General features: G+C 43.1%; 12 protein-coding genes. 6 read left to right on the forward strand and 6 right to left on the reverse strand.

Annotated elements, in window-relative coordinates; translation table 11 throughout:
* Positions 1 to 95 precede the first annotated feature (95 nt).
* The 4 genes from CLHUN_RS08670 (at position 96) to CLHUN_RS08685 (ending at position 5,105) form a co-directional block, all read left to right on the forward strand.
* Positions 96 to 1,247: a BMP family lipoprotein gene (locus CLHUN_RS08670; protein WP_080064192.1), complete on the forward strand. Its 1,152-nt coding sequence runs from the start codon at positions 96 to 98 to the stop codon at positions 1,245 to 1,247.
* A 160-nt stretch (positions 1,248 to 1,407) separates the two neighbouring features.
* The gene (locus tag CLHUN_RS08675) at positions 1,408 to 2,952 is read left to right on the forward strand and encodes an ABC transporter ATP-binding protein (RefSeq protein WP_080064193.1); all 1,545 of its coding nucleotides are present in this window, start codon (positions 1,408 to 1,410) and stop codon (positions 2,950 to 2,952) included.
* The gene (locus CLHUN_RS08680) at positions 2,945 to 4,135 is read left to right on the forward strand and encodes an ABC transporter permease (protein ID WP_080064194.1); all 1,191 of its coding nucleotides are present in this window, start codon (positions 2,945 to 2,947) and stop codon (positions 4,133 to 4,135) included. Before CLHUN_RS08675 ends, CLHUN_RS08680 begins: the two co-directional genes overlap by 8 nt.
* A 4-nt stretch (positions 4,136 to 4,139) precedes the next feature.
* Complete coding sequence (locus CLHUN_RS08685) at positions 4,140 to 5,105, forward strand: ABC transporter permease (protein ID WP_080064195.1); 966 nt, start codon at positions 4,140 to 4,142, stop codon at positions 5,103 to 5,105.
* A gap of 40 nt (positions 5,106 to 5,145) precedes the next feature.
* Here the strand turns inward: CLHUN_RS08685 and CLHUN_RS08690 are convergent, their stop codons facing one another.
* Positions 5,146 to 5,520 (reverse strand): YbaN family protein, encoded by a 375-nt coding sequence (locus CLHUN_RS08690; protein ID WP_080064196.1) that lies wholly within the window; start codon positions 5,518 to 5,520, stop codon positions 5,146 to 5,148.
* A gap of 290 nt (positions 5,521 to 5,810) precedes the next feature.
* On the opposite strand from CLHUN_RS08690, the gene metF reads away from it, so the two are divergent.
* Positions 5,811 to 6,674, forward strand: coding sequence for a methylenetetrahydrofolate reductase [NAD(P)H] (metF, locus tag CLHUN_RS08700; RefSeq protein WP_080064198.1), 864 nt, complete (start codon positions 5,811 to 5,813; stop codon positions 6,672 to 6,674).
* 26 nt (positions 6,675 to 6,700) lie between these two features.
* On the opposite strand, the gene CLHUN_RS08705 is transcribed toward metF, so the two are convergent.
* Entirely contained in the window at positions 6,701 to 8,401 is a 1,701-nt protein-coding gene (locus CLHUN_RS08705; protein WP_133051101.1) for a PP2C family protein-serine/threonine phosphatase, read from the reverse strand.
* A gap of 273 nt (positions 8,402 to 8,674) precedes the next feature.
* Between CLHUN_RS08705 and CLHUN_RS08710 the strand changes: the two genes are divergently transcribed.
* The gene (locus CLHUN_RS08710; RefSeq protein WP_080064200.1) at positions 8,675 to 9,262 is read left to right on the forward strand and encodes a dipicolinate synthase subunit B; all 588 of its coding nucleotides are present in this window, start codon (positions 8,675 to 8,677) and stop codon (positions 9,260 to 9,262) included.
* A 209-nt stretch (positions 9,263 to 9,471) separates the two neighbouring features.
* On the opposite strand, the gene CLHUN_RS08715 is transcribed toward CLHUN_RS08710, so the two are convergent.
* The 4 genes from CLHUN_RS08715 to CLHUN_RS08730 form a co-directional block, all read right to left on the reverse strand.
* Positions 9,472 to 10,011: a DUF5104 domain-containing protein gene (locus CLHUN_RS08715; protein WP_080064201.1), complete on the reverse strand. Its 540-nt coding sequence runs from the start codon at positions 10,009 to 10,011 to the stop codon at positions 9,472 to 9,474.
* 89 nt (positions 10,012 to 10,100) lie between these two features.
* Positions 10,101 to 10,607, reverse strand: a complete 507-nt coding sequence (locus CLHUN_RS08720; protein ID WP_117387031.1) for an RHS repeat protein — start codon at positions 10,605 to 10,607, stop codon at positions 10,101 to 10,103.
* Between the two features lie 335 nt (positions 10,608 to 10,942).
* Complete coding sequence (locus CLHUN_RS08725) at positions 10,943 to 11,431, reverse strand: hypothetical protein (RefSeq protein WP_080064203.1); 489 nt, start codon at positions 11,429 to 11,431, stop codon at positions 10,943 to 10,945.
* Positions 11,428 to 12,741 (reverse strand): RHS repeat domain-containing protein (locus CLHUN_RS08730; RefSeq protein ID WP_165755709.1); only part of this gene is annotated, 1,314 nt, incomplete at its 5' end. The genes CLHUN_RS08730 and CLHUN_RS08725, both read right to left, overlap by 4 nt.

Here is a 12,741-nt window from a genome sequence, read left to right on the forward strand (position 1 = left end):
AAATGATAAGTTGGATAATAAATGTATTTTCAGCATAAACATATTTCATAAACATATTTAAAATACAAAATTATAAAAACAGGGAGGCACTTATAATGAAAAAGATATTAGCAATAGGGATGGCTCTTATCCTGGTATGCGTCATGCTTGCAGGCTGCGGCGCCGGTACTGGTTCAAAAAGCGGCAGCGGTTTTGAGATTGCATTGATTACGGACAAGGGAAACATTGATGACAAATCCTTCAACCAGGGTTCCTGGGAAGGTGTTGTAAAGTTTGCGGAGGAAAACAAGATATCCTACAAGTATTACAAGCCTGAGGAAGCAAATGATGCCGGTTACCTGGCCTCCATCGACCTGGCTGTGACAGGCGGCGCGAAAGTTATAGTAACTCCTGGTTTTCTGTTTGAAGTACCGGTCTACGAGGCCCAGACAAAATATCCCAATGTAAAATTCATTCTTCTGGACGGGGCTCCGCATAAGGCAAATGATTATGCACCCGATATCAAATCAAATGTAGCCAGCATCAAGTACGCCGAACAGGAGCCCGGTTATCTTGCAGGGTATGCCGCCGTCACGGATGGTATGACCAAGCTGGGCTTTATGGGCGGTATGGCTGTTCCTGCCGTTCAGGCATACGGTTACGGCTTCCTCCAGGGAGCAGAGGCTGCCGCCGTAAAATCAGGCCTGGGTGACGGTTCCATCACCGTTACTTATCACTATACCGGAGACTTTGCCGAGACAGATACAAACAAGGCCACAGCCAAGACTATCTTTCAGGAAGGTACTGAGGTCATATTTGCCTGCGGAGGTCCCGTGGGCAAGAGTGTAATGTCCGCGGCAAAAGAAGCAGGTAAAAAGGTCATCGGTGTAGACGTGGATCAGCGCTATGACAGCGATACGGTTATAACCTCTGCCATGAAGGAACTGGGCGGTTCGGTTATACAGGTGCTCGCAGCCATATACAAGGATAATAAATGGGACTCTTTTTCAGGAAAAACTACAATCTTTGATTCCAAAAACGATGGCATCGGACTTCCCACCATAGTACTTGGAGATGAAAAAGCAGATGCCTTCGACAGGTTCAAAACCTTCAAAAAGGCCGACTATGAAGCAGTGCTCGCTTCCCTTAAAGATGGCTCGGTAAAACCGCTCAGCACCATCAAGGTTGCTGCTGAAACCGGCTATGCAACCGCAGCCGAGCTTGCTTCACAGTTAAATCTTAAAAAGGTTAAGGTTACAGTAAGATAACAGGATAAACAGGGTTGACCTATATATGTATGCCCTTTAACGGGGAAGGGAAAACCTTCCCCGTTAATTTGTCTATGTTGAATAATAATAAATGTTGACAGTATGCGGTGCATCTGCGGTTTAACTGCGTGCAACGCAAGCAGACGGGGAGCTTTGACTTATGGAAGAATATATCATTGAAATGCTAAATATAACAAAAGAGTTTCCGGGAATCCTGGCAAACGATAATATTACCCTACAGCTTAAAAAAGGTGAAATCCATGCCTTACTGGGAGAAAACGGCGCCGGAAAATCCACTCTCATGAGTATTCTTTTTGGCTTGTATCAGGCTGAAACGGGTGAAATCCGCCTGAACGGAAGGCCCGTTAAAATCAATAATCCAAACGATGCCAATTCACTTGGAATCGGCATGGTACATCAGCATTTCAAGCTTGTTGAAATCTTCACGGTACTGGAAAACATAATTCTGGGTGTTGAACCCAGCAAGGCAGGCTTTCTTCAGAAAGCGGAAGCCCGGGAAAAAGTACTGAGGCTCAGTGAAAAGTACGGCCTTAAAGTTGATCCCGACGCTTTGATTGAAAAAATCTCGGTGGGCATGCAGCAGCGTGTGGAAATCTTAAAGATGCTTTACCGTGAAAACGATATATTGATTTTTGACGAACCTACCGCCGTTCTGACTCCACAGGAGATTGAAGAGCTTATGGAAATAATGCGGGGGTTTGCCAGAGAGGGAAAATCAATATTGTTCATAACCCATAAATTAAATGAAATCATGGCCGTGGCCGACCGCTGCACGGTTTTGTGGAAGGGCAGGTGCAAGGGCACTGTCGCTGTCAGGGATACCTCCAAGGAGGAGCTTTCAGAAATGATGGTGGGCCGGCAGGTTACCTTCAAAGTCGGCAAGAAGGACTCCCGGCCAGGCGAAGCGGTGCTTTCAGTGAAAAAGGTCACCATCCCCTCCAAAACTCATAAAAACAATGCAGTAAAAGCAGTCTCCTTTGAAGTAAGAGCAGGTGAAATAGTCTGCCTGGCAGGAATAGACGGCAATGGCCAGACGGAGTTTGTGGCCGGCCTGACAGGTCTTGAAAGACTGGGCAGCGGAAGCATCTCTCTTTGTGGAAAGAATATCACCAGAGCATCCATACGAAACCGTTCCAAATCTGGTATGAGCCACATTCCCGAGGATCGCCACAAGTACGGACTGGTGCTGGACTATACCCTTGAAGAAAACATGGTCATACAGCGGTATTGGGAAGCCGGGTTTCAGACGGCAGGCTTTATAAGGAATGCTGCGGTGCGCTCTTACTCTGAAAAGCTTATCAAGCAGTATGACGTCCGAAGCGGACAAGGCCCCGAGACAGTTGTGAGAAGCATGTCCGGGGGGAACCAGCAAAAAACCATCATTGCACGGGAAATTGACAAGAGGCATGAGCTGCTGGTGGCGGTTCAACCTACCAGAGGCCTTGACGTAGGCGCCATAGAATACATCCACAAACAGCTTGTGGCCACCCGTGACGCAGGAAAAGCAGTACTTCTGGTGTCCCTGGAGCTTGAAGAGGTCATGAATGTCAGTGACCGTATTCTTGTAATGTTTGAGGGTGAAATAGTGGGCGAGCTGGACCCGGGGTCGACAACAATCCAGGAGCTGGGTCTTTACATGTCGGGAGCAAAACGTAACACTGTAAAGGAGATTGAAAATGCGTAACAATACAGTTTCTTCAACCGGAAAATTCGATTTTAAAAGGCTGTCTGGAAACAAAGGCTTTTCAGCCTTTACAGCCGCACTTCTGGCAATTTTTCTGGGTTTGATTTTCGGTTTTGCAGTAATGGTTACCGCCAGTCCCGAAAATTCCCTTGCCGGCTTTCAAATGGTTCTCCTGGGAGGATTTAGGCGAATAGGTGATGTTTTATACTTTGCTACTCCCATATTAATGACAGGTCTTGCCGTAGGCTTTGCCTTCAAAATGGGCTTGTTTAACATCGGAGCCTCGGGACAGTACACAATGGGAATGTTTTTTGCACTGTATGCCGGCTTTATGTGGGATTTGCCGGCCAGCTTCCACTGGGGGGTCTGTGTTCTGGCAGGTATGGCCGGCGGTATGCTTTGGGGCTTCATTCCCGGTATATTCAAGGCTTTGCTTAATGTTAACGAAGTCATAACCTCCATAATGTTCAACTATATAGGGATGTACCTGGTGGACATGCTCGTTCAGAGCAACTCGGCCATGTATATTTCCTCCAAGACGCGAACCGCCTACCTGCCGGGTTCTGCACAGTTGCCCTCTCTGGGCATTGAAAATTCCAGCCTTAACATCTCTTTTATAATAGGCCTTGCAGTTGCTCTTGTCTTATATGTTGTTCTGGACAAAACCACCTTTGGCTATGAACTCAAGGCCACCGGCCATAACAAGTATGCCGCAGCCTATGCCGGAATGAACGGAAAACGCAACATAATACTTACAATGGTTATTGCCGGCGGCATGGCAGGACTTGGAGGCGCCTTTGCCATTCTGGCGCCATCCACCATAGAAGGCAGCAGCATGACCTATGAACCTATAAATATTATTGCAGCCAACGGCTTTAACGGTATAGCAGTAGCGCTGCTTGGAAACAGCAGCCCCATAGGAATCATTTTCTCAGCTTTATTCATTTCACATATACAGCGCGGAGGCACACTGGCAAGCCTTTACGGCTTTAAACCCGAAATTATCGACGTGGTTATTGCAGTCATCATTTACTTTTCGGCCTTTGCCATGCTGATGAATTCAGCCGTGGGAAGGTTTTTCAAAGGGCGCGGAAGGGGCCCTGCTCAAGTAGAACCTGCTGCCGCGGAAGGCACTGCCGGGTTAAACAAAGCAGGACCTGTTGATGAAAAGAAGGAGGTGTAAATTCATGGATACAATATATTACTTAATTCAAAATACGCTTCCGGTAGCCATTCCACTGCTTCTGGTGGCATTGGGCGGTATGTTCAGCGAACGCAGCGGTGTCATAAATATCGCCCTTGAGGGTATTATGCTCTTCGGCGCCCTGTTCGGGTGTCTCTCCGTTTATCTTATCCAGGGCAATTCCCTGAATCCCCAGTTGATATTGCTTTTGGGCATGCTGGTATCGGCGGCGGCAGGTTTTGTATATTCCCTGCTGCTCTCTTTTGCCGCAGTGAATTTAAAGGCGGATCAAACCATTACCGGAACAGCTCTTAACATGCTGGTTCCGGCTGCAATGCTGCTCTTTGCAAAAATGTATTTCAACAGCGATGGAATAACCACGGATGTGGATTTTTACGTTAAAGGTATTCCGGGCTTGAAAACCATACCGGTTCTGGGCAGGATGTTTTTCCAGAATACCTATATAACTGTTTATATAGGTACATTGTTCCTTGTCATTGCCACGGTAATCTTTTACAGGACCAGGTTCGGGCTTCGCCTCCGCTCCTGCGGTGAACATCCGCAGGCAGCAGATTCCGTTGGTATAAATGTCTATTTTATGCGATATGCAGGTGTAAGCATTTCAGGAATTCTGGGAGGTATGGGGGGCTTTTTCTACGCAGTCGGAGTTATGGACGGAAACATAAACGGACACACAGGCGTGGCAGGTTTCGGGTTTCTTGCACTGGCTGTAATGATATTTGGACAGTGGAAACCCATAAAGATACTTTTTGCAGCGCTGTTTTTCGCCTTCCTGCGGACGCTGGCCTATTCCATAGCGCTTATTCCCTTCCTGTATGCGCTGGATATCAACCAGACCTTTTACAAAATGCTGCCCTACCTTGCAACAATGGTAGTTCTCGCCTTTACCTCCAAAAGGTCAAGGGCACCCAAAGCAGAGGGCATTCCCTATGACAAGGGGCAGAGGTAAATCGGAAGCAGGCACCTTCAACCTGAAAAACACGGGCTTATTACCTCAAGGTCTTTAATTTCAGCAGGTGTATGCTGACGCCTATGCCTACAAGTACAAGAAATATTATTAAATGCATGCTTCCTGCCACATACATGGATATTGCCAGCGAAAGCCACAGGGACACCAGGGCGGTTATTTTCACATTTCTTTTTACAGCCCTGTGTGTGGTATAGTTGTATAAAAGCCTTCCAAACAGCCTGTGATTCATCAGCCACCTGTGCAGCCTGTCCGAACTGCGGATATAGCAGAAGGAGGCCAGCAGCAGAAAAGGTGTTGTGGGAAGCAGCGGGACAACAACTCCAATCATACCCAAAGCCAGGGCTATGGAGCCTATTCCCAGCAATATATATTTTTTTATGCCATTGGTAGCCAACTGTCGCCTCCTTATGAATGCCGCACTCCAAATATGATATTTCTTAACTTTCCGGTAACAGGCAGGGTTCCTGTATTGGTTCTTTTGCAGCCTGTTTAAAATTCCCCTCAATACTTCTATTCCTACTATAAGTCAACACCCGCACAGTTGCAACAGGCTTCCGCTTTATATCCGGCTCCTGCCCCATGTGCCCGGCAGGGTATTTTCCACTTAAAGGGTTCTTATTTTTATTTTTTAATGATATAATTTTATAGGATAGCATGCTAATTCTGTATAAAAGGATGTAAAAAGTGATTAAAAACATATATGACCAGAAAAAAACCGTATTTTCTCTGGAGGTATTCCCTCCTAAAAATGATGTTGATATTCCGGCAATTTATGAGGCCTTGGATCAGTTCAAGCAATTAAACCTTGATTTTATCAGCATTACATATGGTGCAGGCGGCGGCACCCGGAAAAGGACCCTGGATATAGCGTCCTATGTTCAGAACAGGTGCAATATGGATGCCTTGGCCCATTTGACCTGTGTTTCTCTTGATGAAGAGCTTTTGTCAAAATTGACTGAGGAGTTCGGAAAAAATAATATAAACAACATATTGGCACTTCGTGGTGACCGTCCCAAGGATATGCCTGACAGTGTGTATCTCAGCAGACCTTACAAGTATGCTTCCCATTTGGTATCACTTCTGAGGGCAAATCCCCATATGTGTGTGGGAGGGGCCTGCTATCCGGAAATCCATCCGGAATCAGGCAGTCAGGAAGCGGATCTGCATTATCTGAAAGCAAAAGTTGAAGCAGGCACGGACTTTTTAATAACCCAACTGTTTTTTGACAACACAAGGTTTTACAGGTTTTTTGAAAAAATACGCAGCACCGGAATATCCGTACCTGTGTCGGCAGGTATTATGCCCATTACTTCCATAAATCAGATCAAGACCATAGTTGAATTGTCAGGAGCCAATATTCCTCAAGACCTCAGTGAGATATTTGTTAAATATGAAGATAGTCCCGAGGATTTTAAAAAGGCCGGCATAGAATATGCTGCCAGACAGATCAGCCAGCTATTGAGCTACGGTGTCCAGGGTGTTCATCTCTATACCCTCAATAAGGTTGACGTGAGCACCGCAATATTTGAGAACCTGGGGCTGCTGTGAGTGTGACCGCTTAATCTGCTTCTTTTTCAACTGACCTGGAGCATAAAGAAGGTTACATCATCCTTTAGTCCGCCGTTATCTGTAAAATATTTGATTTTGTCGTTCAACTCCCTGTAGAGCTCATGGTTTCCATTACCGCTGTGCTCTATAAGGAGTTTTTTCAATTGCTCCACGTCAAAATTTTTACCGGTCTGCTTGCTGTTCAATTCAACAAGTCCGTCGGTATAGAAAAATACCTTGTCTCCGTCTTCCAGCCGTATTTTTTTGTCTATGTAATCCGCAGGGCATATCTCAGCCAGGTTGCAAATCGGCAAGCCCTTTATTTCCACCTCCACCACCTGACTATGGCTTTTGACAATAATCGGCTGCGCATTCATGCCCGCCGACGAATATACAAGCTCCCTGGTTTCCATATTGTAAATTGCATAAAAAACCAGGATATAGGTATCATCCTTGAAATGAACCTTGTTGTATAATTCATAAAGGTTCTCCAGTACCTGGGCGGGATTGATGATTTCAGTACGGTTTCCCTCAACCTCACGTGTGGTTTTTATGCTTTGATTCAAAAAAACAGTGAGCATCGCTGCAGGAACTCCATGTCCCGAAACATCTCCTATATACATTCCGATATTTTTCTCATCCAGCCTGAAAATGTTGTAGAAGTCTCCGCTGACCCTTTCCGCAGGATAGTAGTGGGCTATGAAGGTCACTTTGTCATTGTCCGGCAATTTATCGGGCAGAATGGCCTTTTGTATGTCACGGGCATATTCCAAATCCTCCAGCAGCTTCCGGTTTATTTTGGCCAGGTCCTTGGTGCGTTCCTCCACCAGCTTGTTCAGATTCCTGGCATCAGCCTTTATTTTACTTTTGGCTTCATAAAGAGCCATATAGGGTTTTTGAATATTATTTACAAAAGCAACTCTGAATACCAGAAAATAAGATATGAATTTATATACATGGCCCAAATAGTTATATATATCGTAAACCGAATAATATCTTAAAAAGGCCAGCTCACTGAATATGCTTGCAGTAATTGCAATCGCGAACACAAGGTTGGTGTCGTCCCTGTGCTTTATGTACTGCTGCAGGAACCTGATGCCCGAAAAGGCCAGAAACAGCATTACTACATATTCAAGTATCCTCTTTATAAAGGTAACTCCTTTACCCTCCTCATACATTTCAGGGAGAAACCCGGGAAAGTAGGTTGCAAGCACCAGCGTTCCCAAAATGAATACAATAGAAATACCCAGGATGATTCTTTTATCAATCCGGCACCTCTTATTTATCTTGATAAAGCTCATGGCAGTTATCCCTATGGCTCCGACCAGCCTGGCTATAATCCAGAAGGTGGTGGCCCGGTTTGCCGTATCGTTTTTCACAAGAAAGTCAGCCATCCCCTTGAAGCTGAGAGTGTGAAATATATCAATGCTCCCCATTACAAGAAACACATGAGCGGCCACCAGGCCTCTTAACCGATGATTCTGATTGTATGAATAATAAGGCAGGATGAATACACAAAAAGAAACCAGTATGCTTATGAACTCAAACATGGTGTGCCAGGACAGATAAGCCACCGGGCTTACTGCTCTTTCAAAATAATGTTCAAAAAGATATATGAACTTGAAAAGCACTATTGAAAAAAACAGTACGAAAACCAACCAGAGCAATTTTTTATATTCAAGCAACTTCTTATATGTACCGTCTATATGCAAGACATCACCGCCCACAAAGTTTGGATATCCTAAAGCCGAATCTTTTGTCAAAACAAATTTAATATATATTCACTTAACAATTTTAGCATAAAACACCATTTTATCAAAGCCCGCAGCATGTATACTTTTTCATACATTGCCACACATTGCCGCATTGAAAACCGTGTATATTTGAAGCTATGATAAATTGTATTAATTTGAGAACATGGCTTATGACATATTAAGCATATATTGTTTCGTTCGCCCATAAACATAGTAATACGCAAAGTTAAGTCTAGGAGGGATTTTATGCAGTTGAAAGGAATTAAGATAGGCTATGGATTTACCGGAGCATACTGTGTATTTCATCAGGTCTTCCCTCAATTGGAGGCGTTGGTGAACGAGGGAGCAGAAGTTGTCCCCGTCGTCTCTTATCAGGTTGCCGTAACGGATTCCCGTTATGGTTGTGCTGAAGATTTTCTGAAGAAAATGAAAAACACCTGCGGAAAAGATGCAATCAAAACAATGTCGGATGCAGAACTTTACAATAAGCAGGAATCACCTTTAGATATGCTTGTTATTTCTCCCTGTACAGGCTGCAGTCTGTCCAAGCTGGCAGACGGCGCCACGGATACCCCTGTCCTGATGATGGCAAAGGAGATGTTCAGAAACAACAAGCCTGTCCTGCTGGGAATCGCCACAAATGACGGCCTTGGAATAAGCGCCAAAAATATAGGGGTGCTGCTCTCTGCTAAAAATGTCTATTTCATTCCCTTTGGGCAGGATGATCCCCTGGCTAAACCCCTTTCACTGATATCAAAATTTGAGCTTACAGTGCCCTCGGTTATTGAGGCTATGAAGAGAGAACAATTGCAGCCGGTACTTGAGAAATATTAAAAAAAGCGAGTGGCCTCAATTAAGCTGGTACTCCCATACGAATTTAAATCAATGTCAAGTGTTCTCCAGCTTTGCCTGACACACTGCACTATAAAAGAGCTTACAAATTGTGTAAGCTCTTTTATAGTGCTTCCCATTGATTTAAATTGTACCGGTGTACCAGCGCATCAAATATACTTGTCTGCAATGACCTCCAGCGATTACTCACTTTATTTTGTTATTTTGCTTTCTACATTATCGGGGCGGTAAATGCCTGCACATTTATGTATGAAACCCCAATCAAACTCTTTTTCTTCATCTGACTCCTTAATTATCTGAAGCATGTAAAGTCCTATATTATCAGGATTTTTAGCATCAACTAACTTATCGATAAAAAACACTATGTATTTATCTTTATCTGTTGTAACTGTATACTTACATTTCAATTCGCTGGTCCTTTCGTCATCTTCATTCAAACCAGAACCTTCACGTGCCACATTCTTTGATATAATTTTACCTTCATACAAGTTTATTATGTAATCAATACCACCATCCATATCATTCGCCTCTTTTAATGCATTAGGTGAAAACATTTTCTTTAAACTTTCTTTATCCTTATTCTCCAATGCTTCTATGATTTTCTGAAAACGTGTATCCGCAATTTTTTTATCATCCCTTGCAAATCGTCCGGCTTGAAAAAAACTACATGCTGACAAACTCAGGGAAAATACTATAACGGTTGTAAGTACTAATAACTTCTTAATATTCATAATTCTCTCCTTAATTAAATTCTTACTTGCAGTAGTGTGGAATTTAAAAGTTAGCCTTTAACAATACCACACCACTGATGTCTTAAATATTACCATTTAAACTTTGCAATATAATTATCAGTATCGAAATACCACATAGTATCCTTCATATTTGTAATGGCTTCCAGCTTGTTTGCAGCATTGTACCGGTATGTGGTCTTATTCCCGTTTGAATAGGTCAGCGACTGCCTGTTGCCATTAGCGTCATATGCATAGGTTGCGGTGAGAAGCCCGTTTTCAAACACCTTTTCCAATCTGTTCATATTGTCATATGTATAAGCGGTATTTGTTTTTACCGCTCCGTTTTGCTTTACTGCCAGTGATTTACGGTTATTTGCCGCATCATAGGTGTACTCCTTCGTAACTCCATTTGACAGAACTTCCTTTACCAACCGTCCCAGGTCATCATAATAATATGCTGTACCTGTTCCTCCGCCATTCATTGTATTTACATTCCCTGTCAGGGTATAAGTATAGGAATATGAGCTGTTAACTGCCGGATTTTCAGAATTTTCGACCGATTTGGCCAATAGCCTTCCCAGTACGTCGTAGTTCATTTTCAGCAGGCTGCCGTTTTTATCCAAGTATAAATAATTAAGCTGCTATTCCCATACCAATTTAAATCAATGGGTTACACAAAGAGCTTACTTGAAATAATATGGTTCACAATAAGTATTATCGCCGTTGCAGCGACTCGACCATCCTGGTCTCGTGTGCTGCTTAAAGTAACATCCATTACTTTACCTTCTAAAATACTTGCTGTCCACATAGTATAAGTGGTGGCAGTTGCATTCAAAGCCTTTTTTCTCGAACTCCTAACACAGTGGTAAAGAAAAAGCCCTGACAGAGTATTTTTGATATGCTCTATCAAGGCTATTTTCACTATTAGTGTTTACTTCTGCACATCAAAAAATACAATCCCATTTTCTAAATCTAAATAAAACTTTCCTACATAGCTCGCTGATTTGATGTAATTATCAAATTCCGTGCTAAATGACCATTTAAAGGACTGTATATTCAATATACTTGTATCCAGTGAAGGCTTCCATCCACTCTCTACATCCAACCACTTATATTGTGTCTTAAATGCTTCAAAATCCTCTCTTTTTAGTACCACAAACCCTTTCATCCAGTATGAGGAAGGACCAACACCACTTTTTCCTATAGTATCAGCTTTCCAATAGCACTTATCGAATTGGCCAACATTAGGAAAACGACTAGTAATAGGGTCTTTATCTACTCTATATCCATTTTCAGTTTTACCTATTGTGCTATTGGTATCAGCTACCATACTGTATAAAGTATACCCTACAACTCCAATAATTAAAAAAGCAACAATTAATAATATATATCTACTTGATTTACGTTTTATAAGGTTCATTTATATTCTCCTCTTATCTTTTCTGATACCGCCTGCTTCATTGCTATGGAAAACAAACTATCAATACTCGCCTTAATGACAGAATCTTGCTTATAAGCCTTTTCATAGTCAATATTCATAGTAGTTCCTGTTGCATCTTTATAATGCTGATATGCGCTAACCGCATCAGGCATGTTTTTAATTATCTGTGCTCCAGCTAGCATCACTTCCCACTTAGCCCATGACAAATGGTCTTTCCAAGTAGCTTTTACATTTGGGTCATATTTAAAGTCCTCATCAAAATCCTGTACTGGCGCAGTAGGATTACCAATCTTGAACGTAACATGTCCACTTGGGTCAAACCTATTAATTGGGTCACTATAACAATATGTATACAAATTTAACGACAGCAGGTCACTATCCTTGCCCCAATAACTATCCTCTGTAACAAATCTCCCAATCATCGGGTCGTAATACCTTGCCCTCAGATAAATAGTCCCTGTTTCCTTATCAAAATACTCTCCGCAGTATCTGAATACATTAGTATCATTTGCGTCTGGTTTTTTCTCGTTTCCAAAAGCGTCATAGTCATATGACTTGACACTGCTTCCACTTGCATCCGTAAGCTGAACAACATCTCCATGACCATTATACAGGAAAAATCTTCCATTTGCACCTGTTCCATCCTCGGAATAAATTAAGTTTATCCCCCGCACATACTTGTTGGTAACCTCTCCCGCTCCGTTTGTTTCAAGAATTATTTGGCTGCCGTCCCATATGTGGTTTGTGACTGTGCCGTTTATATTTTTTGATGTTCTCAGCCCGTTTCCGTCATAAGCATATTCTGCTGTTATGTCACCTGTAGAAGTTTTTATCAACTGGTTGAAGCCGTCATACTCATTGATGGTTATATCGGTGTTGTCCTTTGCTGCTCCGGGTGTTGACAAATCAACTCCTGTGGATTGCCCCTGCACAGACGGTGAAATTGTTTCAGTGGACTTGTAGATGGTATTTCCGTTGTTGTCATAGGTGTATTTGGTAGTCTTCAATACAGAATTCTCGTCTTTTGTCTCGGTCTGCAGCCTGTTACTCAGGTCATAGGCATAAGTAGTTACGGACTTTCCGGCTGCCGTCATGGTTTTTCGGTTGCCGCTGTCATCATATGTATATGATATGGCCGGCTCTCCCGTGGGTGCTTCGCTTGTCAATCTTCCCAGGCCGTCATATTTGTATGCTGTAACTTTTCCCGTATTATCGGTTTTCGATGCCTGGTTCCCGTCAAGGTAGTATGAATAGGTATAGCTCGACAAGGTAGTCCCATCCTTCATATT

Origin of the sequence: Ruminiclostridium hungatei (assembly GCF_002051585.1) — a bacterium.
Lineage (GTDB): Bacteria > Bacillota > Clostridia > Acetivibrionales > DSM-1351 > Ruminiclostridium > Ruminiclostridium hungatei.